Raw genomic sequence first — 21,639 nt, 5'->3', positions numbered from 1 at the left:
CTAATATTTACCTAATTAAACACAATGATAATGAGAAGATATGTATATCAGTTCATCCTTCTGACGATACTGTGTTGTATGCCTGCACTTTCGTCGGCGCAGCACACCAAAGTGGTGATTCGCGGTGTGGTGAGTTCGGCATTTGATAAAATGCCTCTTCCGGGTGCACACGTATTGCTTGTCAACAAGGATGGTCGTGTGGTAGGAAATGCCATTACCGATATGGACGGTAATTATAGTATGCGTGTGGAGACACGCGCCGGAGATAATCTGGTAGCTACATACACCGGTATGAAGAAAACGACTGTTCCGGTAAAGGGAAAGATGACGATAAATATAGTCATGCAGGACGAGACTGTCATGCTCGAAGGCGCTACCATTGTTGCCAGTAAGCGGGTGAACAACGGTATGATGGACATTAACGAACGTGACCTGACGACAGCTATGAGCCGTATTTCCATGAGCGAACTGGAAGACGGAATGAGTGCTCCCAGCGTGGAAGACGCCTTACAGGGACGTATTGCCGGTTTGGATATTGCAGCAAGCTCGGGCGACCCGGGAGCGGGAATGTCCATACGTATCCGTGGTACGACTTCCATGACGGGTTCTTCACAACCGCTGATTGTAGTTGACGGATTCCCGTATGACGTATCTGTGGACGATGACTTTGACTTTGCAACGGCAGATGAAGAAGAATATTCCCAATTGCTGAATGTAGCTCCGGACGACATCAAGGAAATCACGGTACTGAAGGATGCGGCAGCCACCGCCCTTTACGGTTCGAAAGCCGCCAACGGTGTATTGATGATTACCACCAAGCGGGGAACAGTGAGCAAACCGCGCATTTCTTATACGTTCAAAGGCACGGTGATTAGCCGTCCCCACGGCATTGAGACACTTTCGGGTGATGAATACACCACGATGATACAGGAAGCGCAGATGAACAGCGGGAAAATTTATGACCCGACAGCCGACCCTGAATTTGCCTATGATGTCAACCAGCCTTATTACTTCTATAATTATGGCGCCAATACCAACTGGTACGATGAAGTGACCCGCACGGGATTCAGCCAGGACCACACGGCGTCTATCAGCGGTGGTGGGGAGAAGGCGCAGTATCGCGCTTCTATCGGTTACTACAATGCCAACAGTATCGTGATTGGAACCGGGCTCGACCGTATCAACGCCCGCCTGAACGTGGACTACAATATTTCGAAACAGCTTAAATTCTCCGCTAGCATGGCCTATACGCGTACTGACGACAAGAAGAACTATATCACTTATTTCTCTACCGGTCAGAACGCTACCAGCATGGCTTTTACCCGTATGCCGAATATGAGCGTGTACGAATATAACGAAATAGGACTGTGGACGGGCAATTTTTTCACTCCGGAAGAATCTCCGCAGGGAAAATGGAATCCGAGCAGTTCGACAGGTGGCGTTTACAACCCTGTGGCAATGGCAAAGGACGGTTATTTCCAGACATTATCTAATAATGTCGTGTCCAACCTCTCGCTCATTTGGCGTCCGTTGGCGTGGATGCGCTACCAGTCGGATTTCAGCTTGAATGTTTCCAATAACAAGAAAAACGCTTTCCTGCCTCAGACAGCTACGGGACGTCCTTGGAACGAAGCGACGGTGAACCGTGCGGATGACCGTGACGGCGAAGCCTTCACTATCTACACCATGAATAAGGTCGTATTTACTCCCGACCTCGGCAAGAAGCATAGTTTCCAAGGCTTACTGGCACTGACCACTTCAGACAAGCGCTCGACTAACTTCCGCCTGACGGGTGGTAACTTGGCAAGTCCCTATCTGAAAGACCCTTCCATCCCCTCACGTGTCACGGGAGCCAGCTATCTGACTTCTTCCACTACCCTTCAGCAAGAACGTTCTGTCGGTATGATGGGAAGTATCCAGTATAGCCTGCTCGACCGTTATATCATCAATACGACTGCCCGTTATGACGGTAACTCCCGATTCGGAAAAGAAAACCGTTGGGGATTGTTTCCGAGTGTTTCCCTGCGATGGAGACTTTCCGGCGAGCCATTTATGAAGGCTTGGAAGAAGAAATGGCTGAATGAACTCAGTCTCCGTGCCAGCTACGGTCTGAACGGTTCGTCACCGAAGACTAATAATAACTATTCGCATATCAGCCTTTATGACTCTTACGAATATTCCTATTTGGGCGAAACCGGCGTTTACCCCGCCAACCTTGAATTGAGCAACTTGAAATGGCAGACCACGACACAGATAAACGTTGGTCTGAACTTCGCGGCTTTCAAGAACCGTCTGAATATTGATGCGGAAGTGTACCGGAAACGTTCGAAAGACCAATATTTCCAAAACCTGTCCCTGCCTTCCACTTCCGGTTTCTCCAAGACGGATGTCAACTCCGGCTCTATGGAAAACAAGGGATTCGAGCTTTCAATCAATACTGTTCCTTATCGTACGAAGACATGGAACATTTCTTTCAACATCAACTTGGCGCGCAATATAAACTCCATTCTTGACGTGCCCGACCAGTACCCGATGCAGAAAGGCGTGCTGACAACCAACGGACAGTATGTGCGTCGTTTTGAGTTGGGACAGCCGATAGGTGCGATTTACGGCTTCCGTTACAAGGGCGTCTATCTGAATGACGACCAGACCATTGCCCGTGACGCGAACGGTAACAAGATTTATTCGTATGATGCAAGTGGCAAACGGACACCGGTGCAGATGCGTTTCGCTTATCCCACTATCGACTACCAGTTCAAGGCGGGAGACGCTATCTATGAGGATATTAACCACGACGGTAATATCGACCATCAGGATGTTGTTTATTTAGGTAATGCCAATCCGATATTGACGGGTGGCTTCGGCCCTAATATCCGGTACAAGAGCATTAGTGTAAGCGCGTTCTTTAATTTCCGTTATGGAAACAAAGTGATTAACAAGATGGGGATGAGCCTGCAAAACATGTCATCTTACAATAATCAAAGCAAGGCTGTCCTTCGTCGTTGGCGGCATCCATACGAGGATGAATCGACGGCTCCGAGCGACTTGTTGCCGAGAGCGGTGTACGGTTCGAAGAATGCCTACAACTATCTGGGGTCCGACCGTTTCGTGGAAGACGGTTCTTTTCTGCGCTTCAAGACGCTGACGGTGAAATATACCTTTACTAAGAAGCAGTTGCAGAAGACCTTCCTGCAAAGTTGCCAGGTGTGGACGACATTAAGCAACCTGTATGTGTGGACGAACTATTCCGGCATGGATCCGGAAATAGCCCTGACCGGCGGTGCGTTCAGGATGGGAGAGGATAACTCCCGCATCCCCCGCTCCTTTACAGCTATGTTAGGTATGAGTGTTACTTTTTAAAACAGAAGATGATGAAGAAAATAACAAAATATATAATGATTGGCTTGCTGGCTTTGCAAGGACTGGCAACTACTTCCTGTTCGGACTGGCTGAACCTGATGCCTAACGACGGTGTGCCATTGGACGAATTTTGGAAAACGAAAGAGGATGTCCGTTCGGTCGTGAACGGGGCTTACTTGTCTATGACAGAGAGTGCATTGGTGCAACGTCTTTTCCTTTATGGCGAATGGCGTGCGGATATGATTACTACCGGAAGAAGAACGAACTCCAGTATCGTGAGCGTCTATAACGGTGAAATCTCAATCGATAATAGTTATCTTGACTGGGCTTCTTTCTATACGACTATCAACATTTGTAACACGATATTGAAGTTTGCCCCTGCTGCCCAGGCGAATGACCCCACTTTTTCGGAAGCGCAATTGAAAGAATACGAAGGACAGGCCATTGCCATCCGCAGCCTGATGTACTTCTATTTGGTAAGGGCTTTCGGCGAAGTGCCGTTTATACGGGAAGCCTACGTGAACGGTTCACAGCAAATGAGTGTGGCAAAGAGCAGCGAGAAAGAAATCCTGGCAGGGGTGGTCGCCGATTTGGAAGCAGTGGAAGCCGGCAATTATTTGCCGGGACAATATAGCTCTACGGATGCCGCACAAAACAAGGGGCGCATTACGATGTGGGCTGTCAAGGCATTGCTTGCCGATATTTATCTATGGCAGGAAGAATATGAGAAATGTAACCGCAAATGTGACGAGATTATCGGCTCGGGGCAGTTGCTGCTGATTCCGGTAGAAAGCCGGAAGATAGAGGTGGAAAATACGGAAGCAGGCACGACGGATATCTATTATGCGCCCGACCAGTCTTCTTACAACTCCCTGTTCCGGCAGGTTTATTATGAAGGAAATTCGATGGAAAGCATTTTTGAGTTGCAGTTTGCTACTGACAACCTGAATCCTTTTTACAGCCTGATGAGTTCGGGCAGGGGCGTTATCGGAGTAAAGACGGAACGTGTGAATTCGGACATCTTTCCCCCGTTGGCAGATGAGGCTTATAGTGGCGAGTGTTTTGATATTCGCAGCGTGATTTGCCAGAGCAAGTCTTGCCTTTGGAAATATATCGGTGTGGAACCAAACGGTTCGGAACGCGCCCAGGAAGAATATACCAATAACTTTATCATCTACCGCCTGGCGGAAATCTACCTGATGAAAGCGGAAGCATTGACTCAGATGGCTATCCTGGACGGTGAAAACCAGGAGTTGTTGAAAGAAGCATATGCGACGGTGAAAGTGATAAGAGACCGTTCTGCCGCAGTGCCCACTACGGACATCGGACAGACAGAAGGCTCGTATAGCGGCAAGGCGATGGAAGAGTTCGTACTTGCGGAACGCGGACGTGAACTGATTTTTGAAGGGAAACGCTGGTTTGACGTGCTCCGTCAGGCAAAACGGAACAACTATGACGGTGATAACCTGAATTATCTGATGACATTGGCTGAATATAGCGCTCCCGCCAGCAAGGTCAACAGCCTGAAAACAAAGTACCGTAATTATAACAGCCATTACCTGCCTATTTACAGCGAAGAGATAGACAGTAATCCTTTGCTGGAACAGAACGAATTTTATGCTAACTAATCAATGGGAGGAATCTATATGAACATGAAAAACAAAATAGGATTGAACCTGATTGCAGGTTTGTTGATGCTCTGTTTCTTCAATGCCTGCGAGGATCCCCTTGACGGGACTGTATATCAGACCACAGAACTGCAGATGATTGACGAATATATGGCGGACAATATGGGTGAATTTCTCCGGATTGTCGATAAGTCAGACTACCGCGGGATGTTGCATGCCTACGGAGCTTATACTTGCCTGGCTCCGACGGATAACGCCGTGCGGAAATACCTGGAAGAAAACAACATGGATATAGAACAGCTTTCCAAGGAAAAAGCCAACGAATGTGTGGGGTATCATGTTATCAATGATACGATTACCTCATCGCGCTTTCAGGACGGAAAGATGCCGACAGCCAATATACGAGACTACTTTCTCACTACGCAGACCAAGAGCGATGAGAACGGAAACGTATATGTGGAAGTAGACCGCAACGCACGCCTGCTGACGAAAGACGTGATTTTAGGTAACGGTATCCTACACGTGGTAGACGCCGTACTGAGAAAGCCCGAACTGACATTGCGCGAGCAGGTGGCTGCCCTTCCGATGGAACGTTATTCTCTCTTTATTGACTTGTTTGCCGAATACGAAGACTATCTCAATTCGGTGATGACCGCTGATACTTGCTATACGGTATATGTGCAAAGCAATGAGACATTCAACAAGGAAGGAATCTATAACAAAAGCGAATTGATAACCCGCTTGAAGCAGAACACTCCGGGTATTAACGACACTGAACTGCTGGTTCGGAACTTTCTGGCTTATCATGTCGGAATCGGTCGCCAATATGTAGTAGACCTGATGGGCGGCTCCGCCGTAATGACAAAGGTCGAGAACCAGGTGATTGCCTGTGTCATGGACGGACAAAAGATTGTATTGAACCGCTTCAACAGCATAGCCGGATACGAACCGGGTATAGAACTGATACGCGATAGCGAATATGCCGACCGGACTTGTGCGGATGGTGTATTGCAGGAAGTGGACGGTATGCTGGAAATCAAGGAAAGGGCTCCTTACCGTGTGAACTTCGATGTATGTACGCTGCCGGAAATCAAGGCGTCCGCTTCTTATCTCAAAGAGACAAAGAAGTTCGAGAGAGGGCAGTTGACACAGGACATCAAGATTGAATACGGTCGCGGAACCAGTACTGCCGCCATTACATATACGGTAGCCCAGGTACTGGATAAGAATAAGCCTGTATTAAACCAGCAGATGCAGTGTGTAAACGGCGATTATCTGACTTTCCGTATGAGAAAGAGCGATTTGATTACAGCGGTTGAGTTCACGCTTCCTTTATTGATTGAAGGAACTTATAAAGTGTGGTTATGCTATCGCCATACGGACGCGAACAAGAATGGTCCGACCCTGAAATCTACTTTTAAACAGGAGGGACGGGAAGACCAGGTGCTGGATAAGATTGTGACAGTGAAACGCATCTCTGCCATTTCTTATGTGAAGGGTGCGGATGGCAAGGAAAAGACCGATGAACGTGGTGTCAGGATAGTAGACCATGCCGCTATGGAGACTAATTTCGGATGGAAACAATATACGTATTATCCGCACGTCTATATGAACAGTAGCTTGTTGGGCGTTATAAAGGTATTCTCGAGCGGTCGCCACGTGCTGCGGTTTGATTTGGAAAAGGATGATTCTGTTGGTATCATGCTGGATATGATTCAGTTCATCCCTACAACCGAAGACCAGGTATGGCCTATGCTTGATTTGACAGGAATGGAGATAGGAGAGTTCTCTCCGGGTAAGGAAGAAGTATGGCCGTATGAATGAGAATAGAAGGATATGGAATATAAATAATGGATAAACGAAAAGTGATGAAACGAAAATTCAATAAGATACGATGGACATTGGCGGTGGTGGCTGCAACATTGCTTGCAGCCTGTAATAACCAATGGGACAATCATGTGGCGGTAGATATGCCAACCCTTGAGGGGAGTGTATTGGAAGCAGTCAAGGCGAATGGGGAACTTTCGGGATTTTATGCCTTGTTGCAGGAAACCGGCTATGACAAGGTATTGCAGGGAACCTATGAATATACGGTTCTCGCACCTGCCGACGAGGTACTTGCCGGATATGTGAAAAGCCTGGCGGAAGGTGAATGGACGGAAGACGCTAAACTGGCGATGGTAAGAAACCACATCGCTTTCGGCACTTTCAACCTGACGGCAATCTCACAACCGGACAGCCGCCTGAAGATGATAAACGGGAAAAACAGGCAGATGGGTGAAGTGATTTTTGAACCGGAACATTCGGACGTGCTTTGCAGTAACGGGATGCTTCATGTGGTGGACAAGGTGGTGGAGCCGTTGATGAATATTGATGAATACTTGCAGCGTTTGCGTGAGTTGTATCCCGAAGAATATGAGCAATTGGACAGCTTGTATGCCAAGACCACGAAGATAATGGACAAAGACAGGAGCATACAAAAAGGAGTGAACGAGAAAGGTCAGCCGGTATATGATACGGTTTGGACAACGCGCAACTACTTCTTTGAGGAAATGCCGGTCAACAACGAGGATTCTACCTATACTTTTGTCCTGTTAAGGCAGGCGAATTTCAAGAGCATAAAAGAAAAGTATGCCAAATATATGAACCAAAGTACGGAAGAACTTACGGACTCGCTGGTGACGGATGAACTGATTCGCGATTTGGTGTTCAAACCGGGAGCGACGACTGCCTTGAGCGGTGTAGAAGTCGACTTCTCCGGAGCAGTGCCTTTTGAGGTGGCGGGAGTCAAGGAATATAAAGCTTCCAACGGAATTATCCGTTTTCTGAACGGGGTAGATATTAAGATAAAAGAAAATAAAGTGAAGACGGTAGTCGTGGAAGCGGAAGATTATCTGGGTACTTATGCTGCTTCAAGGACATATACCCGTTTCCGGACATGGGCAAGCGGTGGAAAGGATGTAATGGTTTCTTCGAGAAGTTATCAGACAGACCCTGTTACAAAGACAGAGTATTCCTTTACTTTTAATACCAGCAACATGAATACTGATGCCAACTTCTACCTGCAATATACGGTAAAACTGAATTCTGTGATTTACGATGTCTATCTGGGTTCGTATGATGATATGGCAAACCATGTCAATCAGGATGAAACGAGCGCGGCTTCCACGCTTGCGGTTTGTCAGAAACTGTTGGCTTCCATGCCGGGTGAGTCGGTATTGCGTCGTCCGGCTGGTAGCACTTCTTCCATAGATAATAATTATTGGGGGAAAACATGTGGCTTTGTTGGTTATTCGATTGCCGGTGACGAGACATATAAGAATACTCCGGTGCATCTCCGCAAATATAATCTGGGGTCTTACATGATTCCTACCACTCCGGTAGAGGGGGCGGACGCTTACGATTTTGAAGTACCGAGGATGGGACAGGTGCAACTGATGGTTTGTAACACTGCCGGTTGCCATGAATATTCCAAACCCGACCAGCGTGGAGGAATGATGTTTCTTGACTACATCAAGTTCGTTCCCCGTATAGCGGATGGAGAGTGATGAAAAGTGAAACGACTAAAGGAAAGATAATGCTATGAACAATAAGATGAAATATATATTCCTTCTGGTAGCTTGTGTGTTTGCTTTATCCGGGAATGCACAGAAGTTTAATAAGAAGGTTCGTACGATAAATGCAAAGAAGCGGATAGAGTATAAGGAAAGGGCGTCGGGTACGATTGTGGACGCGGCTACGGGCAGTCCGTTGAATGGTGTACGTGTGGCTGTACCTGGTATCAGTACGGCTATGACAGATGAATCCGGTAAGTTTTCCATCAGGATTCCCTCTTATGAGGTGGAACTGTTGGTTTCAAGTCCCGGATATCAGCAAAAGCGGATTCCGCTGCGCGGTGAAAAGGAGATTACAGTGCGTCTGTATGATGAGACACATAAGAGCCTTTTTGAAGATGTGCTGACTCCGCTCGGTGACGTGGCAGGCAGCAGGACGACGACGGCACTTACCCAGTTGAACGGGGACAATTCTCTGAGTCCGGCAACCAGTCCCGAAGCGTTGCTTCAGGGAACAGTGCCGGGGCTGAACACCTTGTTTCGTTCGGGCATGGAGAATGCCGGTGCAAATATGTTTATGGGAGGGTTCAATTCTATCTACACCAATAACCAGCCATTGTTGATTGTTGACGGCATGGTAGTGGAAAACCTTTCGGCGGGCGTATCCCTGATAGATGGTTACTTGTCTACTCCGATGAGTACCATTGACGTGAAAGACATCGAACGGATTACTGTTTTGAAAGATGCGGCAACACTGTACGGGGTAAAAGGAAGCAATGGCGCTATTGTCATCGAGACGAAGCGTGCCAAGGATGCCGAAACGCGGATTACGGCACAGATACTGACCGGTATGAATCTGAAACCGAACAGTATTCCGGTACTGGATGCCGTACAGTCGAAACGGTATCTGATGGATGTATATCAAAGCCGGGGATATTCTGCCGGGGATATTCAGAAACTACCGTTTATCAACGATGCGAAACCGGAACAACATGCTTGGGGATATGAGGGGAATGCCGATTATTACCGTTACAACAAGAGTACTGACTGGCAAGACCAGTTGTTTGTACAGGGATTCAAGCAGAACTATTCCATTGGCGTGACGGGCGGTGACGATGTTGCACTCTATGCCTTGTCGCTGGGATACCTTCAAAATGAAGGATTAGTGGAAGGCACTGACTTCTCCCGTTTCTCGGCACGTATCAATACGGATATAAACTTCTCGCCGAAGTTCACGGTTCAGACTAATATGAATTTCGTGTACGGCAAGAAGAACCTGATGCAGGAAGGAAGCGTCAGCCCGCAGAATCCGATTTATGCTTCGCTGGTCAAGTCCCCGTTTATGGCGAGCTTTACTTATAATGAACAAGACCAGTTGTCACCGAACTATGAAGAGGTAGACCTCTTCGGTATGTCAAATCCGACTGCCATTGTGGACAACATGTTGCAGGAGAATATCAGTTACGGATTCTTCGCCAATATACATCTCAAATATAAGATTTGGAAGGAACTGACTTTGAGCACCCGTTTCGGGCTCCGGCTGAATAAGGAGAAAGAACGTGTTTTCCGTCCGGAGAAGGGAATCCCTTATGACGATGTGGCTACTTCGGAAGTGACCAACCAGATGCAATATCGCACGGAACGTATTTTCTCGCTGTTTGATGAGACACGTGCCAGTTATCTGTTTAAATTGGGCTTGGAACACCAGTTGGATGCTACATTGGGCATGCGTTATTTTAATAATCGCAGTGAGGACGACTGGGGAAAAGCATATAACTCGACCAGTGACCGTTTCCGTTCGTTGCAGTACGGTCTGAACGACCTGCGTCAGATGGGTGGTTCCATCGGGACGTGGAACTGGCTCTCGTTCTATGGAAATGTGGCCTATTCACTGAAAAGCAGATACTTTGTCAATGCCACTCTTTCGGCTGACGCCTCTTCCCGCTATGGAGAAGATATAGGACAGTTTCAGATTTTCCCGGCATTGTCTGCAGCTTGGGTGATGTCGTCGGAGAACTTCATGCGCAATTTGCCGTGGGTGGACCTGCTGAAAATCCGTGCCGGATATTCAATGTCCGGGAACGATGATATCGGCAATTATGCAGCTCGCCGGTACTATTCTTCACAGAACCTGCTCGGTAATTACGGGCTGGTACGGGGAAACCTCGTAAACAGGAACCTGAAACCGGAACGGATGGCTCGCCTGTATGCGGGTGCGGATATGGCTTTTATGAACGAGCGCCTGTCATTGAGTATAGATGTGTATCGTTCGACCGTGAAGGATATGATTGCTTATTCACCCATTACTTCCTATTCGGGCTTCTCCACTTATATAGATAATAGCGGGGAAATGAGAAATACAGGGGTTGACGTGGCAATCAATGCCCGTGTATTGAACCTACCTTCCCTGAAATGGGATTTGGGAGCGACCGTATCGCATTATAAGAATAAGATAACCGAACTGAAAGGCGACCGTTACCTGACGGATATTGCTGCTGGCACCATCCTTACGGAAGTGGGAAGACCGATGGGCGTGTTCTATGGTTACAAGACGAATGGGGTGTACGCCACTACGGAAGAGGCAAAGGCGGACGGGCTGCATGTACGTTCCGGTTTGTCGGACGTTCCGTTCGAGGCCGGTGATATGCGTTTTGTGAATATGAACGGTGACAAATATATCAATGAGGAAGATATGACAGTGATTGGTAATCCTAACCCGGATATTTATGGCGGACTGAATACGCGTATTTTGTGGAAGAACTTCACTTTCTCGGCGCGGTTTACCTATTCTTTGGGGAATGATGTGTATAATTATACCCGTCGTACATTGGAATCAATGTCGGGAATGGAAAATCAGACACAGGCGGTCTTGAACCGCTGGAGAGCGGAAGGACAGATCACCAGTATGCCAAAAGTGACTTACGGCGACCCGATGGGAAATGCCCGTTTTTCCGACCGCTGGATTGAGGACGGATCTTATCTGAAGTTCAAGAATCTGACGGTGGCGTATGATGTGCCTATCAGAAAAGGCATTATTACGGGCATACAGGTATATGCGGTGGCGGAAAATCTTTGTACATGGACTAAGTACAAAGGGTACGACCCGGAATTCAGTGCCAGCACCAATCCGCTGGGATATGGCATCGATGCCTTTATGACACCGCAGGCGCGTACATTTTATGTGGGATTAAAACTTGGATTATAAAAGAAGTACAGGACTATGAAATCAATCAGAAATATAATCGTACTTTGTGGAGTGCTGATAGGCATGTTCACTGCTTGTGTGGATACGGAACTTGAGTCGGTCGTTGAACATAAGAATCACTATAACACCATCCCTGATGCGGATAATGCTATCCTGGGACTATATGGCTTGTTTATGAACTTGGCGGAGCAGACTATTGTGCTGGGGGAACTGCGTGCTGACCTGATAGATGTCACGAATAATGCATCCATTGAGTTGCAGGAAATTAATGCCAACACTCCTTCCGCCGGCAATAAATATGCAGACTTGACGAATTATTATGCCGTTATCCAGAACTGCAATGACATCCTTGCCGGATTTGATGAGATGCTTGCCAACAACCGGATGACGAAGGATGAATATGCGGAACGTTACTCGGACGTGGCTGCTATTCGTTGTTGGACTTATCTGCAAGTGGGAATGTACTTCGGCAAGGTGGTTTATGTGACGACGCCTACCGTATCGGTGGAAGATGCTCAGAAACTGGAACATATGCCCAAGATTGGGTTGGACGAGCTATTGCCATTGTTGATAGAGTGTATGGAGAATCTTCCTACCTTGGAAGATTATAAGAACAGTGCGCTGGTGCAGTACAAACTTGATACTTATGACTTGAAACGTTTCTTTATCAATAAGCGCATATTATTGGGTGACTTGTATCTGTGGAACAATAATTATCGGGAAGCAGCCGTGCAGTATCGCAAATTCTTGTCGACAGATGAGGATAAATCGGCAACATCCAATGCTGTGAGATATCGTTGCGGTACTTATTCTACGGGTGGAGATACTTACTACCAGGTCTTTTACGAGCGTTATATGGAAGGGGATATTAACAGTTATAAGAACACATGGCTGAATATGTTTTCCTTTCAGGCAGATAAGTCCGCCTTATGGAGTGAATTGATATGGACTATCAGCTATGACGAGAAGTTTGAGCCTTATTATCCGATGATTGAACTGTTTGCCAATCAGGGAAAGGGGAAATACCAGTTGAAACCTTCGGCTTATGCAGTCGAGAACCTATGGGCTTCACAGACGCAGACCAATGGAGCGCCCTTTGACGGACGCGGTGAAGATTCTTCTTTCAAATGGGTGGACGGACAATGCGTAGTGCAGAAATATTTGTATGATTACGACCCGACCAAACCTTATATGAAACGCGGACGTTGGTTCTTGAATCGTGCGGCGTTGGTTCTGTTGCGTTATGCCGAAGCCGCTAACCGTTGCGGGTATCCGGATTTGGCATATTCTATCTTGAATGAAGGTTTTAGGAATACGTATACTTGGGGGGATGAATATGGCGACTTGAACAGGCAGACGGGGTATGGCCCCGGTGAACCTTATCCGGCTCCCTTCTATTTTGATGCCCGTTCCATGGATGCCCCTTATCATCGTGCCCCCTGGCGTGAGTTTAACGGAATACGGGGACGTGTGTCATTGAAAGCTAAACCATTGGAACCGCAACAGGATGAGACAAATGTACAGTGTATGGAGAAGTTATTAATTGAGGAAGCAGCATTGGAATGTGCGTTCGAAGGACATCGCTGGGGAGACTTGGTTCGTGTGGCAAGACGTATGAACAAAGAAAAAGCCGGTTCTGGCAGTGAATATCTGAAAAGGGTAATCGGCAAGAAATATGAACGTTCGGGATTGGCTATGCCGGACTTGTCATCGGAAGATAAATGGTATCTGAATGTAGCCGGATAAGAGCCGGAAAATAAGAAGGCTCGTTTTGGAAAATTTATAATAGGAGTGATAAAGTGATGAAGCGTTATTTCAGTCTGTTATTATTGGGCTTTATATGTATGGCGGTATGTGCGCAGGAACCAGCCCATGTTATTATTGTGGCGGGACAGTCCAATACGGACGGGCGGGTTCCCATTGCAGACCTGCCGGAATATATCAAGAGTATGGGAATAGACAGCACCGGTTTCTCGAAAGGAGCCTATCGGCACTGTAAGATTTCACAGAACCGTGTGGACGGAAAGTTTGTTCCTTTCTGGCCTCGTCGCAATCGTTGGGGCTATGATGCGGTTACCTATTATTTATTGGAACAGTTATATCAGAAGGATTTTTATGTCATAAAGTGGGCGGTAGGCGGCACGTCGATAACACCGGAAAATACGGACTCCCGCGGTGGACACTGGTCGGCCGACCCGGAATGGCTGGCACAGAATGCTCCCACAGCGAAGAAAGGAAAGTCATTGTTGCTTTCCTTTGCCCAACAAATAAGTAATAGCATCAGCAAGACATTGTCCCGTTTGCCGGAAGGCTATCATATCGACGCTTTTCTCTGGCATCAGGGCGAGAGCGATTCGGCTTATGGCCCGGAATATTATGATAATTTGAAAAATGTGGTGGCTTATGTGCGTAATCATCTCACCCGGAAAACTGGTGAGGATTATTCGGAACTGCCTTTTATCTTCGGTTCCGTAGCCAAATCGAACAAGCGGTATAATGCGGAAGTGGAAGCGGCGATGAAGCGGCTCGCTTCGGAAGATAAAAATGCTTATCTGATAGATATGTCGAAAGCGACTTTGCTGAAAGACCGCCTTCATTTTGATAAGATATCTGCCGAATATTTGGGAAAGCAGATGTTTGAGACGATGCAACAGGTATCTTCTGTGGGCAAGATTTCCGCACAACCACCGTTTGATGTCGATTTGTGGGAGAAAGGATTACCCAATTCCAACGGCAGGGAAGCGGAAGGATACGATGATAAGAAGCATAATTATAAACCATCTGTCAGGGTATTTCTCCCACAATCGGAGAAGCCGATGAAGGCAGTCTTGATTTGTCCCGGTGGCGGATATGACCATTTGGCAATGAAGGATGAAGGATATGACTGGGCTTTGTATTTTAATAAGCGGAATATGGCTGCGGTTGTGCTGAAATACCGGATGCCGAACGGTAATCCCGATGTACCGGTTTCGGATGCTTATGAAGCCATGCGTTATGTAAAAGAACATGCAAAGGAATGGAATATTCTTTCGGATAGTATCGGGATTATGGGGTCGTCTGCGGGTGGTCATCTGGCTTCTACTGTTGCCACTCATGCTGCTGCCAAATTGCGTCCGGCTTTCCAGATTCTGTTTTATCCGGTCATTACGATGAACGGACAGGATGCTCACTGGGGTTCAAGGAAGCAACTGTTGGGGGAGAACCCTGATGCAAAGCTGGTAAAGAAGTATAGCAATGAGTTACAGGTAAATAAGAAAACGCCCCGTGCCTTTATCGTCCTGTCCGCAGATGACCAAAGTGTGAAGCCTGTTCATTCGGAGAGCTATCACAAAGCATTGAAAGCACAGAAGGTTTTTTCGGAAATGCATATTTATGCCAACGGAAAGCATGGATGGGGATTCAATAAAAGACCGTTTCCGCAGCGTGCCGAAATGATGGAAGATTTGGATAAATGGTTGAAGGCTTTATAAAATGTTTGTAAAGAATGTGCCCGGATTGAATATGCCTTCATTGTTTGGGTATGCTGGAGAAGGTAAATATAGAGGTTTTTTAGGTTGTTTGATAATTGTGTAAAGTCTGAACTGGGTGAAGGAAGCGTCGAATCGTTTTATTTCCGGTTCGGACTAATTTTATTATTCCGAAATTCTTCGCTATTTTTGTTAGACATTTATTATTAATCTTCGAAATCTATGATAAAGCAAAGATTCGCGTTCGCTTTTATTTTGTTTATAATCTCCGTTCTTGATGCGTATGCCGGTATCGAGCTGCGTTCTCACCAAATGAAGACAAGTGATGGTTTGCCCAGTAATACGGTGCGTTATATGTGTCAGGACAGCAAGGGATTTTTGTGGTTGGGTACGTTGAACGGACTGAGCCGTTATGACGGTAACTCGTTCCTTACTTTCCAGCCGGGAAATGGTGAACAGCCGTCCTTGGCGGATAACCGGATTTTTAATATCACGGAAGACAAACACGGCTTTCTTTGGATGGGGACTACTGTCCGCCTGTATAGCTGCTATGACTTGCAGAAAGCCTGTTTCGTGAATTATATGGAGTCGGAAGAGCAGGACAGGAATTATTCGAAACTATTTTTGGCTTCTTGCGGTGATGTCTGGCTTTGGCATCCGGATAATGGTTCCCGGAGAGTGGTTCATCAGGAAGATGGCAGTTTGAAGTCTACCGTGTTCAAGACGGAAGCGGGGAATTTGCCGGATAACCGGGTGAACTTTGTACGTGAAGATGCCAACGGGCGTATTTGGATAGGAACAAAGCGTGGATTGGCTTTGGCAGTGAATGGAGAGGTGAAGATAGTGAACCGTGCATTGCATTTTGTTTCTTTGTTGGCTAATGGAAATACGGTTTATTTTCTCACAGAGGATGGAGATATTTATTCTTATCAGGAAGAGGCGCAGGAACTGGTAAGGCAGGCGTCGATTTCTTCAATCGCGGGAAAGACATCTCCCACCGATGATTTCCGTATCAAGGATAAATGGGTGATACTTACCACGACAGGGGTATATAACTACGACCTCGTCACATATACGTTGACTGCCGACCCTCGTCTGAATATTAAAAAAGGAGAAGTGATTTGCGATAACCACGGGGACTTCTGGATTTATAACCGTACCGGACGGGTTCATTATATCCTTGCCGAAACGGGGGAAACCAAATCCTTCCAGCTTATTCCTGAGGAGAAGCTCGACCACATTGACTTTGAACGTTATCACATCGTCCATGACTCCCGCGGAATTATCTGGATTTCAACTTATGGCAACGGCCTGTTTGCCTACAATACTTCCGAAGACAAACTGGAACATTTTGCCGCCGGCATTACGGAAAACAGCTATATCAATTCCGACTTTCTTTTATTTGTGATGGAAGACAGGGCAGGCGGCATTTGGGTGAGCTCGGAATACTCGGGAATCGCCCGTATCTCAGTATTGAACGAGGGTACTTCCCGCATCTATCCGGAAAATCCGGAACTGTTCGACCGTTCCAACGCCATACGCACGATAGGGGAAATGCCGAATGGCGATATTGGAATTACCACTCGCAAAGGGGGACTTTTTACGTATGATACGCATTTCAACCGGAAGATGAACAAGACTTATTTCCAGTCGAATATCTATGCGGTGGAGAAGGGCGCGGACGGTAAACTGTGGATGGGAACCCGCGGTGAAGGACTGAAGATTGGAGATGACTGGTACAGGCATGACAAGCTTGACCTTACTACGCTGTCCAATAATAACATATTTGCCATTTGCCGGGACGCGAAAGACCGTATGTGGATTGGGACATTCGGCGGTGGGCTTGATTTGGCGGAACCTACGCAGGATGGCAAATATAAGTTCCAGCATTTCTTCCAGGGAAGGTATGGTGTGCAGATGGTTCGTGTGTTTCAAGAAGACAGGAACGGCATGATTTGGATGGGAACCAGTGAGGGGATTTGTATTTTTCATCCCGACTCCCTGATAGCCGACCCCGAAAATTATCATTGGTTCAGCCATACGAACGGAAAGTTTTGCAGTAACGAAATCAAATGTATCTTTCAGGATAGCAAGGGAAGGATATGGACGGGTACTTCGGGAATGGGACTGAATCTTTGCCAGCCGGAAGATAATTATAATGTCTTGAAGTATGAACATTATGGAGTGGATGAGGGACTGGTTAATAATGTGGTACAGTCCATTGTAGAGGATAAGGATGGAAAACTCTGGATTGCGACCGAATATGGGATTTCCAAGTTTGACCCGGAAATCCGGTCGTTCGACAACTATTTCTTCTCTTCTTATACGTTGAGCAATGTGTATAGCGAGAACTGCGCCTATGTCGGTGCGGACGGCAAACTGTTGTTCGGCACAAATTACGGGCTGACTGTTATCGACCCTGGACATATAAAAAGTAATGAATCTTTCTCTCCCGTAGTATTCACTGATTTATATGTCAATGGTATTCAGGTCGTTCCCGGTGGAACGGATTCTCCGTTGACTCATTCGCTGGCTTATTCCAACGAAATGGAACTGAACTATTTTCAGAATTCTTTCCTGATAGATTTCTCTACCTTTGATTATTCCGATAGCGGGCAGGCGAAGTATATGTATTGGCTTGAGAACTATGACAAGGAATGGAGCGCACCTTCTTCGCTGAACTTTGCTTCTTACAAATATCTGAATCCCGGAACGTATGTCCTGCATGTGAAATCCTGCAATGAGGCGGGTATTTGGAACGATAAGGAGACGACGCTGACAATCGTCATCAAACCGCCTTTTTGGAAAACGGGCTGGGCTTTCTTCTGCTATGCCTTATTGGCGATGGTAGCCCTTTATTTTACTTGCCGAGTAGTCCGCAACTTCAACCGTCTGCGCAACCGTATCAGTGTAGAGAAGCAGTTGACCGAGTATAAGCTGGTCTTTTTTACTAATATCTCTCATGAATTCCGCACTCCGCTGACATTGATTCAGGGTGCGCTGGAACGGATACAGCGTGTCAGCGATATTCCCAAAGAACTGGTTTATCCTCTGAAAACGATGGATAAGAGTACGCAACGTATGTTGAGGCTCATCAATCAGTTATTGGAATTCCGCAAGATGCAGAATAATAAACTCGCTTTGTCGCTGGAAGAGACGGATGTTATCTCATTCCTCTATGAGATATTTCTCAGTTTCGGTGATATAGCCGAACAGAAAAAGATGGATTTCCAGTTTAATCCTTCGGTTCCTTCTTACAAGATGTTTATTGATAAGGGGAATTTGGATAAAGTGACTTATAATTTGCTGTCGAACGCCTTTAAATATACTCCTTCCAATGGGCGAATCGTGCTGTCGGTGACGGTGGACGAAGCGGGACAACTGTTGCAGATACAGGTTTCGGATACTGGAGTGGGAATCCCTAAGGAAAAGCAGGCGGAACTGTTCAAACGCTTTATGCAGAGCAGTTTCTCAGGCGATAGTATCGGGGTAGGGCTGCATCTGACGCATGAACTGGTGCAGGTGCATAAAGGCACTATAAGATATTCGGATAATGAGGGCGGCGGTTCTGTATTTACGGTGTCTGTCCCGACCGACAAATCGGCTTATAACGAGAAAGATTTTCTTATCCCCGGCAATGCATTGCTGAAAGATGCCAATATACATGCCGCCCATTTGGCGGAATCCGTTGACTTTTCGGAAGAAGGGCAGGAACTGGCGGAATTGGAAAAGGTGGATAATCCGTTGAATAAGCGGAAGATATTGATAATAGAAGATGATAATGATATCCGCCAGTTCCTGAAAGAGGAAATCGGTGCTTATTTTGAGGTGGAAGTGGCTGCTGATGGTACTTCGGGCTTTGAGAAAGCCCGTTCGTACGAAGCGGATTTGATAATTTGCGATGTGTTGATGCCGGGAATGACAGGTTTTGAAGTAACGAAGAAACTGAAATCGGACTTTGATACGAGTCATATTCCTATTATTCTGTTGACCGCATTGAACTCACCGGATAAATACTTGGAAGGTATAGAGTCGGGGGCGGACGCTTATATCCCGAAGCCGTTCAGCATTAAGCTGCTGTTGGCACGTGTGTTCCAGTTGATAGAGCAGCGCGATAAATTGCGTGAGAAATACTTGAATGAGCCGGGCATTATGCGTCCGGTGGTATGTTCTACGGATAGGGACAAGGAATTTGCTGACCGCTTGACGGTTGTGTTGGAGAAACATCTCTCCCGTCCTGACCTCACGATTGATGAGTTCGCTTCCATCATGAAGATGGGGCGCACGGCGTTTTACAAGAAGATACGTGGCGTGACCGGGTATGCGCCCAACGAATATTTGCGTATCATCCGTATGAAGAAAGCGGCAGAACTGTTACTTTCTGACGAAAATCTGACTGTTGCCGAGGTTTCTTATCGTGTAGGTATCGATGACCCGTTCTATTTCAGCAGGCGTTTTAAGATGCAATTTGGAGTCTCACCTTCTATATATCAGCGTGGTGCGAAGAATAATTCTTCGTCAGAAGAGTGACCTTTATAAATTATCCTGTATCTTTGCAACCGGAAATAATTGTAGATTATGAAGATAGAAGATAAACTTGTAGCGTCCGTTATTAGCGGACTGAAGGCACTCTACGGTCAGGAAGTCCCTGAAAAGATGGTGCAAATCCAAAAGACCAAAAAAGAATTTGAAGGACATCTGACGCTGGTCGTGTTCCCTTTTCTGAAAATGTCGAAGAAAGGCCCGGAACAGACGGCGCAGGAGATTGGCGAATATCTGAAGGCAAACGAACCGGCAATAGCCGCTTTTAATGTGATAAAAGGATTCCTGAACCTGACTATCGCATCGGCTACGTGGATTGAATTGCTGAATGAGATTCAGGCTGACGAACACTATGGTCTGGTAAAAGCTACCAAAACTTCACCGCTGGTGATGATTGAGTATTCTTCTCCGAATACGAACAAGCCGCTTCACCTGGGACATGTGCGTAACAACCTTTTGGGTAACGCATTGGCCAATATCGTGGCAGCAAACGGCAACAAGGTAGTAAAGACCAATATCGTAAACGACCGCGGTATCCATATCTGTAAATCCATGCTGGCATGGAAGAAATACGGCAACGGTGAAACTCCCGAAACTTCCGGCAAGAAAGGCGACCATCTGGTCGGTGATTATTATGTATCTTTCGATAAGCATTATAAGGCGGAAGTCAAGGAACTGATGGCTGAATATACAGCACAGGGAATGAGTGACGAAGAAGCGAAGGCGAAAGCGGAAGCTGCTTCCCCGTTGATGCAGGAAGCCCGTGAAATGCTCGTGAAGTGGGAAGCGGGTGACCCGGAAGTACGCGGACTGTGGGAAATGATGAACAATTGGGTATATGCCGGATTCGATGAAACCTACAAGAAGATGGGTGTCAGCTTTGACAAGATATATTATGAATCCAACACATATCTCGAAGGGAAAGAGAAAGTGATGGAAGGACTGGAAAAAGGTTTCTTCTTCAAGAAGGAAGACGGCTCTGTATGGGCTGACCTGACTGCCGAAGGACTAGACCATAAATTGCTTCTCCGTGGTGACGGCACATCTGTTTACATGACGCAGGACATCGGCACGGCTAAACTCCGTTTTGCCGATTATCCCATTGACAAGATGATTTATGTAGTAGGAAATGAACAGAACTATCACTTCCAGGTACTTTCTATCCTGCTTGACAAGCTCGGCTTCGAATGGGGCAAGAGCCTGGTTCACTTCTCTTACGGAATGGTGGAACTGCCGGAGGGTAAGATGAAATCCCGTGAAGGTACGGTGGTGGACGCTGACGACTTGATGGAAGAGATGATTTCCACTGCCAAAGAAACTTCTCAGGAGCTGGGCAAACTGGACGGTTTGACACAGGAAGAAGCGGATGATATTGCCCGTATCGTCGGTTTGGGCGCATTGAAGTATTTCATCCTGAAAGTGGATGCACGTAAGAATATGACGTTCAACCCGAAAGAATCTATCGACTTCAACGGTAACACAGGCCCGTTCATCCAATATACTTATGCCCGTATCCAGTCCGTACTGCGCAAGGCTGCCGAATCGGGAATTGTGATACCCGAACAGATTCCTGTCGGTATTGAATTGAGTGACAAAGAAGAAGGTCTGATTCAAATGGTTGCCGACTTTGCCGCTGTTGTGAAGCAGGCAGGCGAGGATTACAGCCCGTCTATTATCGCAAATTATACCTACGACCTGGTGAAAGAATACAACCAGTTCTATCATGATTATAGCATTCTGAGAGAAGAGAATGAAGCGGTGAAAGTGTTCCGTATCGCTCTGTCGGCCAATGTTGCAAAAATCGTTCGTCTGGGAATGGGCTTGCTGGGTATCGAAGTACCTTCTAGAATGTAAGGACTTCTGGAACTTTTTAAATAAAAAAA

At 46.7% G+C, this 21,639-nt stretch carries 9 protein-coding genes; all 9 read left to right on the top strand.

Annotated elements, in window-relative coordinates; genetic code table 11:
* The first annotated feature begins 30 nt into the window (after positions 1-30).
* Positions 31-3,360: a SusC/RagA family TonB-linked outer membrane protein gene (locus ACGHVY_RS22360; RefSeq protein ID WP_390601670.1), complete on the top strand. Its 3,330-nt coding sequence runs from the start codon at positions 31-33 to the stop codon at positions 3,358-3,360.
* Positions 3,361-3,368: 8 nt separating this feature from the next.
* Positions 3,369-4,988, top strand: coding sequence for a RagB/SusD family nutrient uptake outer membrane protein (locus tag ACGHVY_RS22355; protein ID WP_390601668.1), 1,620 nt, complete (start codon positions 3,369-3,371; stop codon positions 4,986-4,988).
* 24 nt (positions 4,989-5,012) lie between these two features.
* Positions 5,013-6,812 (top strand): fasciclin domain-containing protein, encoded by a 1,800-nt coding sequence (locus tag ACGHVY_RS22350; RefSeq protein WP_390601666.1) that lies wholly within the window; start codon positions 5,013-5,015, stop codon positions 6,810-6,812.
* Between the two features lie 26 nt (positions 6,813-6,838).
* A complete protein-coding gene (locus ACGHVY_RS22345; RefSeq protein ID WP_390601664.1) occupies positions 6,839-8,536 on the top strand; it encodes a fasciclin domain-containing protein in 1,698 nt (565 codons plus the stop codon).
* A 46-nt stretch (positions 8,537-8,582) separates the two neighbouring features.
* Positions 8,583-11,747 carry a SusC/RagA family TonB-linked outer membrane protein gene (locus ACGHVY_RS22340; RefSeq protein ID WP_390601662.1) on the top strand — a complete coding sequence of 1,055 codons (3,165 nt, stop codon included), beginning with the start codon at positions 8,583-8,585 and terminating at the stop codon, positions 11,745-11,747.
* Between the two features lie 15 nt (positions 11,748-11,762).
* Positions 11,763-13,493, top strand: a complete 1,731-nt coding sequence (locus tag ACGHVY_RS22335; protein ID WP_390601660.1) for a RagB/SusD family nutrient uptake outer membrane protein — start codon at positions 11,763-11,765, stop codon at positions 13,491-13,493.
* 56 nt (positions 13,494-13,549) lie between these two features.
* Positions 13,550-15,217, top strand: coding sequence for a sialate O-acetylesterase (locus tag ACGHVY_RS22330; RefSeq protein WP_390601658.1), 1,668 nt, complete (start codon positions 13,550-13,552; stop codon positions 15,215-15,217).
* A 219-nt stretch (positions 15,218-15,436) separates the two neighbouring features.
* Complete coding sequence (locus tag ACGHVY_RS22325; protein WP_390601656.1) at positions 15,437-19,744, top strand: two-component regulator propeller domain-containing protein; 4,308 nt, start codon at positions 15,437-15,439, stop codon at positions 19,742-19,744.
* A gap of 48 nt (positions 19,745-19,792) precedes the next feature.
* Positions 19,793-21,610, top strand: a complete 1,818-nt coding sequence (argS, locus tag ACGHVY_RS22320; RefSeq protein ID WP_390601654.1) for an arginine--tRNA ligase — start codon at positions 19,793-19,795, stop codon at positions 21,608-21,610.
* Positions 21,611-21,639 lie beyond the last annotated feature (29 nt).

The organism is Bacteroides sp. f07 (assembly GCF_042854785.1).
In the GTDB taxonomy this organism is placed as follows: Bacteria; Bacteroidota; Bacteroidia; order Bacteroidales; family Bacteroidaceae; genus Bacteroides.
The sequence above is the reverse complement of the archived record's forward strand: the minus strand, read 5'-3'. Positions and strand labels throughout refer to the sequence as shown.